This is a genomic window from Nocardia nova NBRC 15556 (assembly GCF_001613005.1).
GTDB classification, from domain to species: domain Bacteria; phylum Actinomycetota; class Actinomycetes; order Mycobacteriales; family Mycobacteriaceae; genus Nocardia; species Nocardia nova.
Genome location: NZ_BDBN01000038.1, coordinates 68,648 through 85,341, shown reverse-complemented (window position 1 = coordinate 85,341; position 16,694 = coordinate 68,648). Strand labels below are relative to the sequence as shown.

General features: G+C 69.4%; 19 protein-coding genes. 13 read left to right on the top strand and 6 right to left on the bottom strand.

What is annotated here, in order from left to right:
* The first annotated feature begins 72 nt into the window (after positions 1 to 72).
* From NN2_RS16790 to NN2_RS16770, 5 genes are all read left to right on the top strand, one after another.
* Positions 73 to 378, top strand: a complete 306-nt coding sequence (locus NN2_RS16790; protein WP_082857033.1) for a cupredoxin domain-containing protein — start codon at positions 73 to 75, stop codon at positions 376 to 378.
* A gap of 44 nt (positions 379 to 422) precedes the next feature.
* On the top strand, positions 423 to 1,325 hold the full coding sequence (locus NN2_RS16785) for a metallophosphoesterase family protein (RefSeq protein WP_063014730.1): 903 nt from the start codon (positions 423 to 425) through the stop codon (positions 1,323 to 1,325).
* Complete coding sequence (locus tag NN2_RS16780; protein WP_063014698.1) at positions 1,322 to 1,711, top strand: hypothetical protein; 390 nt, start codon at positions 1,322 to 1,324, stop codon at positions 1,709 to 1,711. The genes NN2_RS16785 and NN2_RS16780 overlap by 4 nt, the downstream gene beginning before the upstream one ends.
* 38 nt (positions 1,712 to 1,749) lie before the next feature.
* Entirely contained in the window at positions 1,750 to 2,997 is a 1,248-nt protein-coding gene (locus tag NN2_RS16775) for an AAA family ATPase (protein WP_063014728.1), read from the top strand.
* 68 nt (positions 2,998 to 3,065) lie between these two features.
* On the top strand, positions 3,066 to 3,419 hold the full coding sequence (locus NN2_RS16770) for a hypothetical protein (RefSeq protein ID WP_063014696.1): 354 nt from the start codon (positions 3,066 to 3,068) through the stop codon (positions 3,417 to 3,419).
* Positions 3,420 to 3,444: 25 nt separating this feature from the next.
* On the opposite strand, the gene NN2_RS16765 is transcribed toward NN2_RS16770, so the two are convergent.
* From NN2_RS16765 to NN2_RS16755, 3 genes are all read right to left on the bottom strand, one after another.
* A complete protein-coding gene (locus tag NN2_RS16765; RefSeq protein ID WP_063014694.1) occupies positions 3,445 to 4,497 on the bottom strand; it encodes a methionine synthase in 1,053 nt (350 codons plus the stop codon).
* A gap of 137 nt (positions 4,498 to 4,634) precedes the next feature.
* Positions 4,635 to 5,747 (bottom strand): tRNA 2-thiouridine(34) synthase MnmA, encoded by a 1,113-nt coding sequence (gene mnmA / locus NN2_RS16760; RefSeq protein ID WP_063014692.1) that lies wholly within the window; start codon positions 5,745 to 5,747, stop codon positions 4,635 to 4,637.
* On the bottom strand, positions 5,744 to 6,973 hold the full coding sequence (locus NN2_RS16755; protein WP_063014690.1) for a cysteine desulfurase family protein: 1,230 nt from the start codon (positions 6,971 to 6,973) through the stop codon (positions 5,744 to 5,746). The genes mnmA and NN2_RS16755 overlap by 4 nt, the downstream gene beginning before the upstream one ends.
* Before the next feature lie 514 nt (positions 6,974 to 7,487).
* Here NN2_RS16755 and NN2_RS16750 point away from each other — a divergent pair.
* Both NN2_RS16750 and NN2_RS16745 read left to right on the top strand, forming a co-directional pair.
* A complete protein-coding gene (locus tag NN2_RS16750) occupies positions 7,488 to 7,886 on the top strand; it encodes a hypothetical protein (RefSeq protein ID WP_063014688.1) in 399 nt (132 codons plus the stop codon).
* A 207-nt stretch (positions 7,887 to 8,093) separates the two neighbouring features.
* Positions 8,094 to 8,909 carry an acyl-CoA thioesterase domain-containing protein gene (locus tag NN2_RS16745; protein WP_063910786.1) on the top strand — a complete coding sequence of 272 codons (816 nt, stop codon included), beginning with the start codon at positions 8,094 to 8,096 and terminating at the stop codon, positions 8,907 to 8,909.
* Positions 8,910 to 8,956: 47 nt separating this feature from the next.
* Here the strand turns inward: NN2_RS16745 and NN2_RS16740 are convergent, their stop codons facing one another.
* Positions 8,957 to 9,859, bottom strand: coding sequence for a LysR family transcriptional regulator (locus NN2_RS16740; RefSeq protein WP_063014684.1), 903 nt, complete (start codon positions 9,857 to 9,859; stop codon positions 8,957 to 8,959).
* A gap of 423 nt (positions 9,860 to 10,282) precedes the next feature.
* Here NN2_RS16740 and NN2_RS16735 point away from each other — a divergent pair, with 423 nt between their 5' ends.
* From NN2_RS16735 to NN2_RS16710, 6 genes are all read left to right on the top strand, one after another.
* Entirely contained in the window at positions 10,283 to 11,200 is a 918-nt protein-coding gene (locus NN2_RS16735) for a TIGR03620 family F420-dependent LLM class oxidoreductase (protein WP_063014682.1), read from the top strand.
* Positions 11,201 to 11,255: 55 nt separating this feature from the next.
* Positions 11,256 to 11,465: a TOBE domain-containing protein gene (locus NN2_RS16730; protein ID WP_030512908.1), complete on the top strand. Its 210-nt coding sequence runs from the start codon at positions 11,256 to 11,258 to the stop codon at positions 11,463 to 11,465.
* A gap of 100 nt (positions 11,466 to 11,565) precedes the next feature.
* On the top strand, positions 11,566 to 12,951 hold the full coding sequence (gene mftF, locus NN2_RS16725; RefSeq protein ID WP_063014680.1) for a mycofactocin biosynthesis glycosyltransferase MftF: 1,386 nt from the start codon (positions 11,566 to 11,568) through the stop codon (positions 12,949 to 12,951).
* Positions 12,938 to 13,621, top strand: a complete 684-nt coding sequence (gene mftE, locus NN2_RS16720; RefSeq protein WP_063014678.1) for a mycofactocin biosynthesis peptidyl-dipeptidase MftE — start codon at positions 12,938 to 12,940, stop codon at positions 13,619 to 13,621. The genes mftF and mftE overlap by 14 nt, the downstream gene beginning before the upstream one ends.
* A gap of 73 nt (positions 13,622 to 13,694) precedes the next feature.
* Positions 13,695 to 14,069, top strand: coding sequence for a DUF2255 family protein (locus tag NN2_RS16715; protein ID WP_063014676.1), 375 nt, complete (start codon positions 13,695 to 13,697; stop codon positions 14,067 to 14,069).
* 186 nt (positions 14,070 to 14,255) lie between these two features.
* Positions 14,256 to 14,681 (top strand): hypothetical protein, encoded by a 426-nt coding sequence (locus NN2_RS16710; protein WP_156511356.1) that lies wholly within the window; start codon positions 14,256 to 14,258, stop codon positions 14,679 to 14,681.
* Between the two features lie 37 nt (positions 14,682 to 14,718).
* Here NN2_RS16710 and NN2_RS16705 read toward each other — a convergent pair whose 3' ends face one another.
* Together NN2_RS16705 and NN2_RS16700 are read right to left on the bottom strand one after the other, a co-directional pair.
* Complete coding sequence (locus tag NN2_RS16705) at positions 14,719 to 15,621, bottom strand: SDR family oxidoreductase (protein WP_063014725.1); 903 nt, start codon at positions 15,619 to 15,621, stop codon at positions 14,719 to 14,721.
* A 329-nt stretch (positions 15,622 to 15,950) separates the two neighbouring features.
* Positions 15,951 to 16,586, bottom strand: a complete 636-nt coding sequence (locus NN2_RS16700; RefSeq protein ID WP_063014672.1) for a TetR/AcrR family transcriptional regulator — start codon at positions 16,584 to 16,586, stop codon at positions 15,951 to 15,953.
* Positions 16,587 to 16,694 lie beyond the last annotated feature (108 nt).

The window sequence follows — 16,694 nt, the reverse complement described above, 5'->3', positions numbered from 1 at the left end:
GCTAGCCCACCCGCTCCCACCGTCCGTTCCGAGGACCCCGGTCTGGGTATGACCCCGGGCGGCCCGGAACCGATGCCGAATATGCCCGGAATGTCGAATGTGCCTCGCACGCCGGCCGCCGTGGCCGGACCGAACGCCGTCGCCATCGACAATTTCGCCTTCGGCCCGCAGACCGTGACCGTGAGGGCCGGCACCACCGTGACCTGGACCAATCGCGACGAGGAACCGCATACGGTGGTGGCGCGCGACGGCTCGTTCCACTCCCCGGGAATGGGCACGGGGGCCACATTCAGCTTCACCTTCGCCCAGCCGGGCACCTTTGCCTACTTCTGCTCGATCCATCCCTTCATGCACGCGACAGTGGTGGTGACCCCGTGACCGAACAATTCCCACGGCACACCGATCCGCGCGATCCGCACGCCATGACCCGGCGCCAGCTGCTACGCCACAGCGCCTGGTTCGGCGCGGCCGTCGGCCTGACCGTGGTCGGCGGCGAGGTCATCTCCCATGTGGCGGGCGCGGTCCCGGCCACTGCCGAACGCCCCACCCTGCGATTCGCGCAGATCAGCGACAGCCACATCGGATTCCAGGGCACCGCCAACGCGAATGTCACCGACACCTTCACCGAGGCGATCGATCAGGTCAATACCCTCGGATACACACCGGATTTCGTCATTCACACCGGTGACCTGACACACCTCGCCACACCCGCGCAATTCGATCAGGTCCGCCAGATGATGTCCGGATTGTCCACACCGCACATCTTCACCGTGCCCGGCGAACACGATTCGACCGACGACGGCGGACAGCGCTACCGCTCGGTGTTCGGCAAGGGCACCCGCGGTGACGGGTGGTACAGCTTCGACATCGCGGGAGTGCACGTCATCGGGTTGGTCAATACGCTCAACGCGCAGAATCTGGGCCATCTCGGACAGGATCAGATCGACTTCGTCCGCGCCGACGTGGCGGGATTGTCCGCCGACACCCCGATCATCGTCTTCAGCCATATCCCGCTGTTCGCGATGTATCCCCAATGGGGTTGGGGCACAGACGATGCCGCGCAAGTACTGAGCCTGCTGCGGCGGTTCTCCTCGGTCACCTGCCTCAACGGCCATGTGCATCAACTCTTCACCAAGACCGAGGGAAACATCACCTTCTTCAGCGGGACGACCACCGCCTATCCCCTGCCGCATCCCGGCGACGGGCCCGCGCCCAAACCGGTGACGTTGCCGGCCGGAAAGCTCCACGACGCCCTGGGGATCCGGGAAGTGAGCTACCAGCAGGGCCGGCAGATGCTCGCGATCAAGGAGCAGACACTGCGATGAACACGCTATCTACCGCACGGTCGCGGTTCCCGGCGCGCCTGGCGATCAGCGCCGGACTCGTCACGACCGGTGTCGTGCACACCCAGCTCTACGGCCGGGGCTATCGCTACATCGACTACGTGGGCCCGTCGTTCGCCATCCAGGCCGCCGCCGCCTTCGCGCTGGCCGCACTGGTTCTCGTCGGCCCCTGGAGCCTGCGCGCGGCGGCGGCGGTGCTCAGCGCCGCCTCCCTGGCCGGCTTCGTGCTGTCGCGAACGAGCGGCCTGTTCGGATTCACCGAAACCGGCTGGCAGCCGGCACCGCAGGCGATGGTCGCGGTCGTCGCCGAGATCGTCACCCTCGTGGTCTGTCTGGTCTCGCTGTACCGGAGCGAACTTCGCACCTGATGTCGCGGCGCCGCCCGGCGGACGGCAGGATGGCTCGGGTGCTGCGTAGTTTTCAGGTGACCAATCACCGTTCCCTGGCCGAACCACAGGAACTCCGCCTGGTGTCGAGCCGGGCCGGTGCGCTGCCCGCTCCCGTCACCGCCGTCCACGGCGCGGCGGCGAGCGGGAAATCCGGTCTCGTCGACGCACTGGCCCACATGCGCGACGCGGTCCTGCATTCGGTGACCGGCTGGGATCCCTACGCCGGGCCGGTGCGCACGCCGCATCTCGGATTCGCCGACCGGCCTTCGGAATTCGTCGCCACCTTCGTCGCCGAGGGCACCCCCTACACCTATGGGTTCCGCCTCGACAACGCCGATGTCACCGCCGAATGGCTGCATACGCATCCGCACAACCGCAAACGCGTCATCTTCGAACGGGAGGGCGAGCAGATCCGGATCGGGCCGATGTTCGAACCGGTGCGCTTCGGCATCACCGCACTGGTGCCGCTGGTGCGGCCGAATGCGCTGCTGCTCAGCCTGACCGGGCAGATGTACGCCGAGGCGCTGGTGCCCGCCTATCGCTGGTTCTCCGCGCAGCTCGACGTCCAGCGCGGGCCCGCCGACCCGCACAGCATCGCCGAGCGCCTCGGCGGGCACATCTCGCGCTCCGCCGACAACGCCGCGCGGCTGCTGATGCTGCTGCGCTCGGCCGAACTGGGCATCGAGGATCTGCTCCTGGCCGAGAACGATCCGATGTACGCCGACTACCTGCGCGATATCGACGGCGAAATCGCCGGGATGGCAAAGGAATTGGATGCCTGCGCCGCCTCGCCCGCGCACGCCCTGCGGGTGCGCGAAACCCTCGGCGTGGAACCCGTCGCCCTCGAGCGGGAACTGAGCAATCTGCGCGCGGCCCGCGACACCCTCTACGCGCGCATGGTCGCCCGCCGCGGGGTCGGGCTCGGCGTGGTCCACGAGGGCATCGACGCCGCCTTCGACATCGCCGACGAATCCACCGCCACACTGGCCCTGCTGCGCCTGCTGCCGACCGTGCTCGACGCGCTCGACACCGGCCGGGTGCTGGCGGTCGACGATGTCGACACCCACCTCACCGGGGACACCGCCGACCGGCTGATCCAGCTGTTCCAGAATCCGGAGACCAACTCCCGGGGCGCGCAGCTGATCTTCACCACCCGCAACCGCACGCTCATCGACCGCGGCAACGGGCGCTCACAGTCTCGGCGCACCCGGGTGTGGCAGGTCCGCCGCACCGCCGCCGGCACCAGCGAGCTCAGCGCCGGCTGATATCGCCTTGGCGCCCCGGTGACGGCGGCACATCGAGGCTGTCCCGTTTGTCCGCCTAGCATGGAGGCATGCTGCTGCAGATCGTGTTCATCGTGTTGATCGCCGGCGCACTGATCGCGCTGCTGATGAACTTTCGCGGCCGGGGTCGTTTCGGTGGTTTCCAGCGCGGCGCGCAGGAGGCTGGGACGCTGCGGATCACCGGCGTGAGCCCGCGCCCGGCCGCGCAGGGCGAGCAGTTCGTGACGATCACCGGCACGATCTCGGGGCCGAGTGTTGCGGCCGAGACCGTGTACGGGCGCTTCGCCTGGGACGTCAACCAGTGGCCGTTCCCCGGTGAGGACCTCCCCGTCGTCTATCCACCGGGTAAGCCTCAGCACTGGCAGATCGGCCATCCCGACCCGGGGCCGTCCACAGGATTGTGATCCCGGCGCAGCCCCCCGCCGCGCCCTATTCGAAGGTGAGCGAATCCGGGTCGTCGGCGTAGGCGCGGGCCACGTCGGACGACAGGTCCAGCGCACGGCGGGCCCACGCCAAGGGGGCGGCGGCCAGGCCACACGCGGGGGTGACCAGGATGCGGTCGGTGAGGGTGCGCCGCGGGAAGCCGAGGCGGTCGACGAGGCGCACGCCCGGTTCGGCGAACTGCCGCCAGGTGGGCGGGGTGGCCGGTGCCGTGGTGGGGACCAGCCCCAGCGCGAGATATTTGCCCGCGTCCAGTAGTTCACCGACGGCGTCGAGGTTGCCGGTGGCGATGGCCGCCATATCGAAACCTACTGCGGCAGCGGAACTTCCGCGCAGAAACGACAGTGGCGGCGCATCGGCGCAGCTGTGGATCAGCACCGGGACGGACTGGGCCGTGACGACCGTGTCGAGGATGTGCAGCGCCTCCGGCTCGGGAACCGGGCGCACGGTGTTCAGCACGCTGGCGCCGCGCAGACTTCCCTCCAGCACCGCCCCCAGCGACGGTTCGTCCAGTTGCACGACGACATCGGCGCCCAGCCGTTTGGCCACCTCGGCGGCATGATCGGACAGCCCCTCGGCCAATGATTCCGACAGGTCGCGCACCGCACCGGAGTCGGTGAGCACGCGATGACCGTTCGCCAGTTCGACCTGCGCGGCGAGCGTCAGCGGTCCGACCGACTGCACCTTGAGCGTGCGGCCGGCACCGGTGAGACCCGCTGTCTCCCAGGCTTCTTCGAGCGCGTCGAGATCGGTGCGAAGCAGATCGTGCGCGCGGCGCGCGGTCGCTCCGGGGCGGGGGCTCAAGCGGTATCCGCGGGTGGTGGTGTCGAACTGCATGTCGACCAGCAACGCCGAGGCCCGCCCGACCATATCGGAACCCGCACCGCGCCCGGGCAATTCGGGTAGATGGGCGAGTTCGGGCAGCTCCCCCACAATGGTGGCGGCGGCCTCGCGGGGGTCGGTGCCCGGCCAGGAACCGACACCCGTGGCGATACCTCCCCGCAGGCTCGGCCGCGCGTCGGATCGGTTCTCGCTCGTCATATGTCACCCATCTCGATCACCGCGCCGAACGTCGGCGGCCGCATGACGTGGTCATGCACGGCGCAACCGTATCCGAGCGTGGACGCGGAGCAGGCCGTACTCCCCGAAGTGGTCCCCGACCCGGACGACGTCCGCGCTCACCGCGCGGAATCCGCGACCAGCTCCCCGGCGCGCTCACGTCCGGTACCGCTGATGGTGCCGCTGCCGATCACCCGGTCTCCCAACGGATCCGGCAGATAGGCCACTACCGCCTGCCCGCGCGCCACGCCGGTCAGGGGCTCGCGCAGCCGCGCGATCAGACCGCCGTCGACCGCCTCCACGACGGCCGGGGCGATGCCGCCGTGCGCACGCACCTGGACGACACAGTCGAACGGCCCGAACGGCACCTCACCGGAGGTCCACACGGCCCGGTCCGCCCGCACCGTCCAGACGTCCAGATCTTCGGCGGGCCCGACGTGGACGGTGCCGGAGTCCGGGTCGATCTCGGTGACGTAGCGGGGGCGGCCGTCCGCGGCGGGGCCGGGCAGCCCGAGCCCCTTGCGCTGGCCGATGGTGAATCCGTGCACGCCTTCGTGGTCGGCCAGTTTGCGGCCGTCGCTGTCGACCACGGCGCCGGGACGCACACCGATCGAGGCGCCGAGGAACGCGCGGGTGTCGCCGGAGGGGATGAAGCAGATGTCGTGGGAGTCGGGCTTGTTCGCGACGGCGAGACCGCGCTCGGCGGCCTCTTCGCGGATGCGCGGCTTCGGGGTGTCACCCACCGGGAACATCGCCCGCGACAGCTGGTCGGCGGTGAGCACGGCCAGCACATAGGACTGATCCTTGTCGGCGTCGACGGCACGGCGCAGCACACCGTCGGACAGCTGCGCGTAGTGACCGGTCACCACGGCGTCGAATCCGAGCGCGGCGGCGCGGTCGGCCAGGGCCGAGAACTTGATCTTCTCGTTACAGCGCAGGCACGGATTCGGCGTCTCGCCGGCCGCGTAGGCGGCAACGAAGTCGTCGATCACGTCCTCTTTGAAGCGGTCGGCGAAATCCCAGACGTAGAACGGAATTCCGAGCACATCGGCGGCGCGGCGCGCATCGCCGGCGTCCTCCTTGGAACAGCATCCGCGCGATCCGGTGCGCAGTGTTCCGGGGGTGGCCGACAGGGCCAGATGCACTCCGACCACCTCGTGGCCGGCGTCGACCGCACGCGCGGCGGCCACGGCGGAATCGACGCCGCCGCTCATCGCTGCCAGCACTCTCATCGCGTACCTCCTTTCGCACCGGCCAGTCCGGCCGCTTCGGCCCGCTCCACCACGGAGGGCAGAACTTCCAGCACTCTGTCGATCTCGGCCGCGGTCGTGGTGTGACCGAGCGAGAACCGCAGGGAACCGCGCGCCTGACGCGGTTCCACCCCCATCGCGAGCAGTACATGGCTCGGCGCGGCCACTCCGGCGTTGCACGCCGATCCGGTCGAGCACTCGATCCCCGCGGCGTCGAGCAGCATCAGCAGGGAATCGCCCTCGCAACCGGGGAAGGTGAAGTGGACGTTTCCGGGCAGGCGCCGTTCACCGGTAGCGCCGTTGAGGACCGCCCCGGGCATCGCGTCGCGCACGCCGGCGATCAGGCGATCGCGCAGCTCGATCAATTCCGCTGTGCGCGAGGGCATTTCCCGCACGGTCTCCCGCAGCGCCGCGGCGATTCCCACCGCGCCCGGCACATCGGAGGTGCCCGATCGCAGATCGCGCTCGTGGCCGCCGCCGTGCAGCAGCGGCACGCAGCCGACCTGCCGGCCCAGCAGCAGGACCCCGCATCCGTGCGGACCGCCGACCTTGTGCCCGGCGAAACTGGCCGCGGCCAGGCCACTCGATGCGAAATCGATGGGCAGCTGGGCGGCCGCCTGCACCGCGTCGCTGTGCATCGGAACGTCGAATTCCTGAGCGACGGAAGCCAATTCGACGATCGGCTCGATCGTGCCGACCTCGTTGTTGGCCCACATCACGCTGACCAGGGCGGTATCGTCGGCGTGCGCCGACAGCGCTTCGCGCAGCGCCCCCGGCGAGACGATGCCCTCGGAGTCGACGTCGAGCAGGGTGACCTGGGCGCCCTCGTGCTGCTGCAACCAGTCCACCGCGTCGAGCACCGCATGGTGTTCGACCGAGCTCACCAGGATGCGGGTGCGGCGCGGATCGGCGTCGCGACGAGCCCAGTAGATGCCCTTGACCGCGAGATTGTCACTTTCCGTACCGCCCGAGGTGAAGATCACCTCCGAGGGCCGCGCCCCGAGATCGGCGGCGACGGATTCGCGCGCCTCCTCCAGCAATCGCCGCGCGGTGCGGCCGGAGCCGTGCAGGGACGACGCGTTACCGACCGTGCCGAGCACAGCCGTCATCGCCTCGACGGCGGCCGGGAACATGGGTGTCGTGGCCGCGTGATCGAGGTAGACCGTCTTGGGCGCCGCTGCGACCGGACCCGGGAAAGCCGACATCATGACCGATCCAGCCTATCCCACCGTTGACCTGCACACCTTGGGGGTATCCTTCCGCCTTCCGCGTACCACCTACGCTTCACCCCCATCGGCAACCCGGCTGCCCTCCCCCGATATTCCCGATGACCGCCGGAGATTTTTCGGCGTCCCCGATATTCCGGCGGACAAATCCGGCAGCACCGAACCAAGCATGTGCTCGATATTTGCTGAAGCTGGAAAGCTTACTCACCACGGATCCCCCGAATTTCAACCGAACCAACACTACCATTCGAAAACGACTGGACACCAGGTTGTTTCGGGCCGGCGACCAGCTCGCGGAAAGTTTGCGGATAACCTCGTTTCTGACTAGGCTGCCTCGCAGAACGATCACCACGGCGCGGCGCGGACAGCGCTCGAGCGGGAGCGATTCCGATATTTCCCCGACTCGCCGTGGATGTACTGGGGGTTATTCGCAGACATATGACGGTTGAGCCCGGTATGCGGCAGATCGAGTCCGGGCCGTGAGGTGAGGAGAACGGTGAGCGGCAAACTGATCACGACAACTCCGTCGGCGGCTCTGCTGGTCGAGGAGATCGTCGATCGCTACGGCTCGGTCGAGCAGTTCTGCAACCAACTGCGCCGGGACCTGGACGACCCGACCGTGCAACTGCCGCGCCTCACCCATTTCATGCCGCCGGACGGCCCCCATCCCCCACCCCATCTCGCCTGGTCACAGGCTCCCTGCGCGGAACCGGCGCCGATGAACGGAGCCGGCACGGCGCCGCCCGGACCCTACGGCGGCGCCGAGTCCCCGGCCGTCCCGGATCCGGCCTCGGGCGGCGAGCCCGCTCCGCCCACGCCCTCGCGAGCACAGCCCATGACCGCCGAAGCGCACGTGCGCCGCAGCCTGTGGCATCGATTGCTGGCCTGGTTGTGATTAGTCTCACCGATCCGCGAAATACCTTCTGTCACAACGTATTCGGGTCCGAAGAGCGTTGTCTCGTCCACCCCGGCCGGGTGCCGGCGCCCTGATCTCCTCGGTTGCCGGCCCGGCGTCGCCTACCCCCGGAAGTGATCGTCGATTCCGGGCGGTTGATGATCGTGGGTGCTCGGCCGTCGGCCGGTGAGGAAGGAGTTCGGCGCCATGGACAGTGCGTTCTTCCGCGTCAAGCACGAGGAGACCGAGGAACTGCACCCCGAACCCCGCGCGGGCAGCGGCTGGGGTGCGGACCAGATGCGCGGGCCGGCCGTCAGCGCTGCGCTGGCTCGAGAGGTCGAGCGGACGGTCGAGGCCCTGGGCCGTCCGGATCTGCAGCCGGTGCGGTGGACTCTCGATCTGTTCCGCGCGGTCCGGATGCGCCCCTCGGTGACCTCCGCGACGATTGTCCGTGAAGGCCCTCGCCTCTGCCTGGTCGACGCGGTGCTGAGCCAGGACGGCGAACCGGCGGCTCGCGCGAGTGCGCTGTTCCTGCGAGCGAGCGAGGCCCCGCCCGGGCAGGTGTGGTCCGGCGGCACCACCCCGACCGCGCCCGATCCGGGCATGCGCGCTACCCGAGACCCGGAACGGCTCTACTACACCGAATCCGAGGGCTGGGGCGAGTGGTCCGACGCGTTCCTCGCCAGCCCCCGAAAACGCATCTGGCACTTCGCCATTCCGGTGGTCGAGGGCGAGGAGTCGACCCCGTTCCAGTTCGCGGCCTCGGTCGCCGACGTCACGAATATGGTGTCCAATCTCGGCAGCGCGGGCCTGGAATACATCAATCCCGATGTGACGATGGCGATCACCCGGCTGCCGGCCGAGAGGGAAATCGGCCTCGCCCTCACCGAACGCGTCGAACACCACGGCCTCGCCGTCGGCACCGCGGTGATGTTCGACCGCGACGGCGTCTTCGGCACCACCACCGTCTCCGCCATCGCCAACGCCCGCCGCGCCGTACGCCTCGTCCCCGGCGCCGACTGAGAGCGACCGTTTCTCGTCGGCGCCGCTCGACCGGCATCCCGGCGTGATCAGCCCTCCGGGGTGGGGCCGGTGAGGACGGCTTGCGCGGTTTTACGGAGGGCTGCGACGAGACGGCTGCGGTCGTCGGCGCGGGTGGCCAGGACCACGTGGGCCGGGTCGACGTCGGTGAGGGGGACAGCGGTGAGGTCCGGGCGGAGGGTGTGGATTCGGAAGCCGGCGGCGATGGCGATGGCCTCACCGGCGGCGATGATCTCGAGTTTGTCCTCCATCGCGTCGATGACCGGGCCGTCGGGGGCGGGGCGTCCGTCGGGGCGAGGGTCGATGCGCCAGTAGGCATTCCAGGCCGGATCGGAATCGCGGAGCCGGGGCAACGGTTCGTCGGCGATATCGGCGAGGGTGACCGATTCCTTGCCCGCGAGCCGATGGGAGGTCGGCAGGATCACCACCCGCGGTTCGTCGTAGAGGACGGTGACGTGCAGCCGCTCGGTGGGGAAGGGCAGCCGGGTGACCAGCGCGTCCACGCGATGTTCCAGCAGCGCGGTGGGGACGTCGTTCCAGGGCACGTGCTGGGCGCGCACCTCGGCATCGGGATGGCGGCGGCGCAGTTCCCGGACGGCGGGGGTGACGATCAGCCCGCTGGTATAGCCGACCGCGAGGCGCCCCGGCTGGGCGACGGCGCGGGTCTTGGCGACCGCCGCGGCCGCCGCCCGGAGCAGCGCATGGGCCTGCGGCAGGAACACCTCACCGGCCTCGGTGAGGCGGCTTCCCTGCGGAGTGCGGTCCAGGAGGCGAGCGCCGAGTTGCTGTTCCAGCCGGTGGATCTGGCGACTCAGCGACGGCTGCGTGACGTGTAGCGACTCGGCCGCGCGACCGAAGTGCCGATGATCGGCGACCACGGTGAAACAGTGCACCAGCCGTAGATCGAGGTCCACGGGCGACGTCTCGGGCATGACGCCAGCTTAGCCGGGGGCCCGAGTGCTCAGCTGCGCCTAACTGGGGCGATACGGAAAATGTATTGCGTCAGACGAAAGATTCATTGGCAGCGCGCCCGTCGCCGGTGCGAGAGTGAGTTGGCGGCGGAGATCCGGCGGCGGCGTCGACAGGAGCGGGACCCACCCCGCGCCGACGCCTCACGACACTGCTCTCGCGCCGTCAGGTCAACGGCACCGGTTGCACTACCGGCCGCTGGTCCGCGGCACCGGTTTTCGCTACCGGCCGCCGGTCCGCGGCACCGGTTGCACCACCAGCCGCCGGTTCGCGACACCGGTTGGCACTACCGGCCGCCGACCCCGAGACACTCGTCGAGACCTACGTATTCCTCACCAGCACAACCCATTTCAACGAATCTCCGTACATCCCAGGAGGGACAATCGATGACAAGCAACACCGTCGTGGAAGCCGCACGCAGCGCGCTGGGACCGGTCGGCGTCACCCTCCCGGTGTCGTTCACCCGGACGCCCTCGGCACAGGAGCAACGCAGCGCGGGCCGCCGGTTGGAAGAGGCCGGCGTCCGGGCGGTATGGACCAACGAGGTGATCGGCAAGGACGCCTTCGCGCACCTGGCCGTTCTGCTCGCCGCCACCGAACGGATGACGGCCGGAACCTGCGTGGCCAACATCTGGGCTCGGGCACCGCAGACCGCGCACGGCGCCGCCGCCTACCTCGCCCAGGCATATCCGGGGCGATTCGTGCTCGGCCTGGGTGTGGGGTATCCGCAGCAGGCCGACAGCGTCGGCCGCGAATTCGGCAGCCCGCTGACGACCATGCGGGACTACGTGGCGGGGATGGACGAACAAACCTGGCCCCCCGCGCCCGAGACCACCTACCCCCGCATTCTGGCCGCGAACGGTCCGAAGATGCTCGCTCTCGCCGCCGATATCGCCGACGGCGCCCTGCCGGCCGGCCTGCCCGCGGAACATACCGCCCGCGCCCGGAACGCGCTCGGCCCCGGAAAACTGCTGGTGGTGGGCCAATCGGTGGTCGTGGACGATGATCGCGGGCGAGCCCGCGCGACCGCCCGCGAGGTGGTGCGAACGTGGGCCGCCCGGCCGTCGTTTCGCGCCACACTCGTCGAATTGGGCTATCCGGCAATCGAAATCGACGAACTCGGTGACCGGGTCGTGGACGCACTCGTCGCCCACGGCCGCGCGGAATCCATCGCGGCCACGATCCGCGCCCAGTTGGACGCCGGGGCGGACCATGTGGTGCTGCTGCCACCGATCGGCACCGAATTCGGCTCCGGTATCGAACAGTTGGTGTCGATCGCGCCGGCCCTCGGCGAGATCGGCTGAACGCGCCGACTCCGCCCTCCCTCGCGGCAGCAGGTCGCGGGCGTATGGTCGCCGCATGCGCCTGAGCACCCGAAATCAACTCGACGGCACCGTCGTCTCGGTCACTCGCGGTGAGGCCATGGCAGTCGTGCGGGTCCGCCTCACCGGCGGGGACGAGATCACCTCGTCGATCACCCGCGATGCCGTGGACGATCTCGGCCTCACCGAGGGCTCGACGGTCAAGGTGCTGATCAAATCGACCGAGGTGACACTCGGCATCGAATAGATCCACCGGCCACGCCCTCCGGCGGCACACGTAGCCTGGTCTGGTTCGTTCCCGGGCGCGGCCGGTGCCGGCCGGGTCGTGCGATGGAGGTTGTGCCGTTGTGACCGTCACGCTGCGTCCGGACGCGCGGTTGCGGTTCTCGCCCGACGGACGAGTACTGCTGGGCGGCAGTCCGCTACGAATGCTGCGCCTCTCCCCCGCCGGCGCCCGCCGAGTGCGGGCCTGGTTCGCGGGCGAGCCGGTCGGCAGTGATGCGAGCGCGCAGGCGCTGGCGCAGCGGATGCTGGCGGCGGGCGTCGCGCACCCGGCAGTCGGGCAGGGACGCCACACCACGGCCGATGTCACGGTCGTGATCCCGGTCAAGGACAACCTGCCTGGACTCACCCGGCTGCTCGCCGCGACCGGTGACGTGAGCGCCCGCATCGTGGTCGACGACGGTTCGGCCGAGCCGATCACCGATGGTGGCGCCGAGGACGGGGACCGCACGCACGCGACACCGACCGTGACGATCGTCCGGCACGCGTCCGCACGCGGCCCGGCGGCGGCCCGCAACAGCGGATGCCGCGCGGTCGCCACCGAGCTGATCGCCTTTCTCGATTCGGATATCGTGCCCGATCCGGGCTGGCTCGACCCGCTTCTGCCGCTGTTCGACGATCCCGCGGTCGCGGCGGTGGCTCCTCGGGTGCGGACCTTCGAGCACGGTGTGCTCGGCAGCTACGAGGCCCACCGGTCGAGCCTGGATATGGGTGGCGAACCGGCGGTGGTGCGGCCGGGCGGACGCATCTCCTACGTCCCGACCGCGGCGCTGGTCGTGCGGCGGTCGGCGTGGGAACGAGCGGGCGGATTCGACGAAAGCCTGCGCTACGGCGAGGATGTCGATCTGGTCTGGCGGCTCGTGAGTGACGGGAAAGTCGTTCGGTACCAACCCGACTCGGTGGTCCGGCACGAGCCGCGCACCACGCTGCGGGCATGGCTGCGGCAGCGCTACGACTACGGCACCTCGGCCGCTGTCCTGGCGCGGCGACATCCGGGACACCTGTATTGCGCGCGCCTGCCTCGCAGCACCGCGTTCCGCTGGGCCACGATCGCGCTGGGCCGCCCGTGGCTCGGCATCGTGACGGCCGTCGAACCGGTGCGGCAGCTGCGGAGGCTGCGTACCGTCGGGCTGCCGGCGTCGATGGCCGCGACGGTGGTCGGTGAGGCCGAAGTGTCCGCGGTGCGTCAGCTCGCCGATGCGCTGCGCCGAATCTGGTGGCCGGCAGCGTTGTTCAGCCGCCGCGGCCGCCGGTTGCTGCTCGCGGCCTACCTGCCGGTGGTGGCCCGCGCGGGGGCGGCCGGGCGGGATCCGCGGGCCGGACTGTTGCGCATCGCCGACGATCTCGCCTACGGGACGGGAGTATGGGCCGGCTGTCTGCGGACGCGGACCGCCGAGCCGGTGGTGCCGCTGCTGTATCGAACCGACGGAGACAGTGATGCGACTGGCTGATCTGACCTCGGCGGACCTCGCCGAGGCCGACCGCGCGCCGCTGCTGGCGATCCCGCTCGGCGCGACCGAACAACACGGACCGCATCTGCCGCTGGGCACCGACACCACCGTGGCGGTGGAACTGTGCCGCCGCCTGGTCGCCACGCGTCCGGATATCGTTGCGGCGCCGGAGATTCCGTACGGCTCGAGCGGTGAACACGCCGGATTCCCGGGGACATTGTCGATCGGGCACCGCGCCCTGGAACTGCTGATCGTCGAATTGGTGCGCTCGGCGGACGAATTCGCGGGCGTGATCCTGGTGAACGGGCACGGCGGAAACCTCGAGCCACTGCGGGCAGCCCAACGCCTGCTCACCGCGGAGGGCCGATCGACGCTGGTGTGGTCGCCGACCGGTCCGGCCGACGACACCCATGCCGGTCATGGGGAAACCTCGGTCATGCTCCACCTGACCCCGGCGCGGGTGACGATGCACCGCGCCGAACCCGGCGCCACCCGGCCGCTGCGCGAGTTGATGCCGCGGCTGCGGTCCGGCGGGGTGAAAGCGGTGAGCGCCAACGGAATACTCGGCGATCCCACCACCGCCGACGCCGCCGAGGGCGCGCGGATCCTCGACCGCTGGGCCGGCGCATTGATCGCCGCGGTCGCCGAAAGATTCCCCGAACCGCGCTGAGGCAGACCCATCGCCGCCGGGAATCGGCCTAGCCTGGGCGAACCACTGCATCGCGATCGATGGAGGTAACGACATGGCCTGGACCGCCGCTCAGCTCGATCGGATCGGATCTTCCGAGGAACTGCAGATCACCAGCTATTACGAGAGTGGCGCACTGCGGGATTGGACCACCATCTGGGTGGTGCGCGTCGACAACGATCTCTACATCCGCTCCGCCTACGGCCGATCCGGCGGCTGGTACCGCCACGCCATGCACACCCGCGGCGCACGGATCCGCGCCCACGGCGTGGAAACCGACGTGACCCTGCACCCGGTCACCGACTCCTACATCAACGACCGCGTCCGCGAGGCCTACGAGTCGAAGTACCGCGACCAGCCCACCGCCCTCGAACCCATGCTGGCCCCCGCCGCCGAGAACACCACCCTGCGCATGGACCCCGTCGGGTAGTACGGGGATGGGCAGTCGCGGTCGACGTCGTCCTCACCGGCATCGATACGGGGTCGTCCGGGCGCCGTCGACAGCTGTCGGTGCGAATAGGTATCGTCCGGACCTGTCGTAGACAGGGACCGAAGGGTGGGGCCGATGATCCGATCGAAGCGTTTCCGGAGCACAGGACGATGTGCCGTCGGATTCGTGAGCGCCGCGGCCGCGACCATTCTGATGGTCGCGCCGGCCGGTGCTGTCACTGCACCCGGCAGCGGATCCGGGTCGCCGACCGCAGCTCCGGGCCCCGAGGTCGAGCTCAATGCCTACTGTGACGACCACGGTGGCAGCGCCCACCTCGCGAACGGCCGCACCGTCTATTGCACCCAGGTCGAAGGCACGGACGCCTACGTGTGGTCCTACTCGCGAGGACCCCTCAACCACGACCCCAATACCCGGGGCTATACCTGCGACGACAACGGCTGCCACTTCCCCGACGGTTCCGCCGTCCCCGGCTATCAGCGCTGCGGAATTCTCTGCGGCGAGCCGCCGACCAGTGGTGACATCCAAAGCGGTTTGGCCGACTGCTTCAATGCCGGCACACCGTTCGAGGAGTGTGAGCGGCGCATGCGGTGAGCGCCGGCGGCTCGTGTGGGCCGCCGGTGCTTCCGGGTTATCGCCCGGTGAAGTAGTGGCCCTCCTCCAGATCCTCGATGAGGTTGGGGTGCAAGGGTTTCCATCCGAGCAGGGACGTGGTCGCCTCGGCCGTGGTGGGGTTGTCCAGCTGGACCATGGGGGCGAGGAAACCGAAGTGAGCGGGGGCATCCTCGGCGGCGATGCTCACGACGGGGACGTCGAGGTGGCGGCCGATCACCTCGGCGATGCGGCGCAGCGGGATGCCTTCGTCGCCCACGGCGTGCAGACGGGTGCCGGCGGGGGCGGATTCGAGAGCCAGGCGGTACAGGTTCGCCGCGTCGAGGGTGTGGCCGGCGGGCCAGCGGTTGGCGCCCTCGCCGACGTAGGCGGACACGCCCTTCTCGCGGGCGGTGGCGATCAGGATGGGGACGAAACCCTGGCGGTCAAGGGTGCTGTGCACGGTCGGTGGCAGCCGGACCACGCTGGATCGGATTCCGCGCTCGGCGAACCCGATCACCTCGTTCTCGGAGTCGATGCGCGGCCCGGCCGGCAGCGAGTCGGCCTCCGTGCCGGTTCGGCCCAGGGCCGCGAGCAGACCCGTTCCGGACGTACCGACCAGCGGCTTACCCGACCCCGCCAGGGCCTCACCGAACGCCCGGACGACTCGGAGGTCGGCATCCGCCGCACCGAGGAAGTCTCCGGCGATCATGTTCTCGTGTTTGAACGCCAGGTGGATCACGCCGTCGGCCGCGGCCGCCGCCTCGGCCAGCACCTCCGGCTCGTCCAGATTTCCGCGCTGCACCTGCGCTCCCGCGGCCTCCAACGCCGCAGCCGAGGCATCCGATCGTGCCAGTCCGATCACTTCGTGTCCCGCTGACAGCAGTTCGGGCACGACCGCGGACCCCACATGTCCCGACGCCCCGGTGATGAATACGCGCATGGAAAGACCTTCCCGCGAGGAATACGCCGCGCCTCTCGCACGGCGGCCGCCGATGTCAGCGACTGCCATCACGCTACACTCGATGTCAGCCGCTGTCATCACCTACTGCCAGGCGAACCAAGAATCGCTCGACGCCCGGATACTTCTCGCCCAGCGAGGTCGTGGTGAGCAGGACCTAGGCGCCACCCACGGCCGCCGACAACAGCGAACGCACCCGGATATCCGCCGCGAGATCGCGACCGGCTCGAATCATCGTCATCCGGGCACGGTATTCCCGGACCGGCACGCGCTCAGCACCTCGTCGAACGACAGTGGCCGCGAGGGAGCGCTCAGGCCGAATTCGCTGCGCGGCGTTCGATTTCCGCGGTGCTCCAGGCGCCGATCATGCGGGCGGTCATGACGATGGCTTCGCGGCGTTCCTCGGGGTCGACCTCGAGGGCGGAGGCGCGCAGGACCGCGGAGAAGCCGGTGTTCACCAGGACGAACGCCATGACGTCGAGTTCGTGGTCGTCGCTGGGGCCGAGGATCTGGATCAGCAGGACCTTCACCAGCAGGCGCAGGCGTGGTTCGAATTCGGGGATGCCGCTGTTGTAGAACTGCACTCCGGCGGCCAGGGCGCGAACCAGTTTCGCGTTGTCGACCAGTTCGTCGCAGATGGCGGCGAGGATGTCGGCGGTCATATCCTCGACCGAGCGGTCCGCGCGATCGAGCCGTTCGGTGAAGCGGCGTTCGATGTTCACCAGCAGTCGTTCCAGCAATTCCTCGACGATGACCGTGCGGTCGGAGAAGTACCGGTAGACGGTGCCGATGCTGAGACCGGCCTCGGCGGCGATCCGGTTGGTCGAGGTGTTCTCGATCCCGCGCTCACCGAACAACCGCGCCGCGGTGTCGAGGATGTGCTGGCGGGTTTCCTTCGCACGCTCCTGCGTCGGGCGTCGACGCTGACCGACCGCCTTGGACGGCATCACGCACTCCTACCTGATCTCGCGCCTGTTGGTCGGTTGCTCATCCTAGGATGCCCGGGAACGATATTTCGCCTGTTCGGCGGCTTGCGACGGCGAATTGGCCGAGTC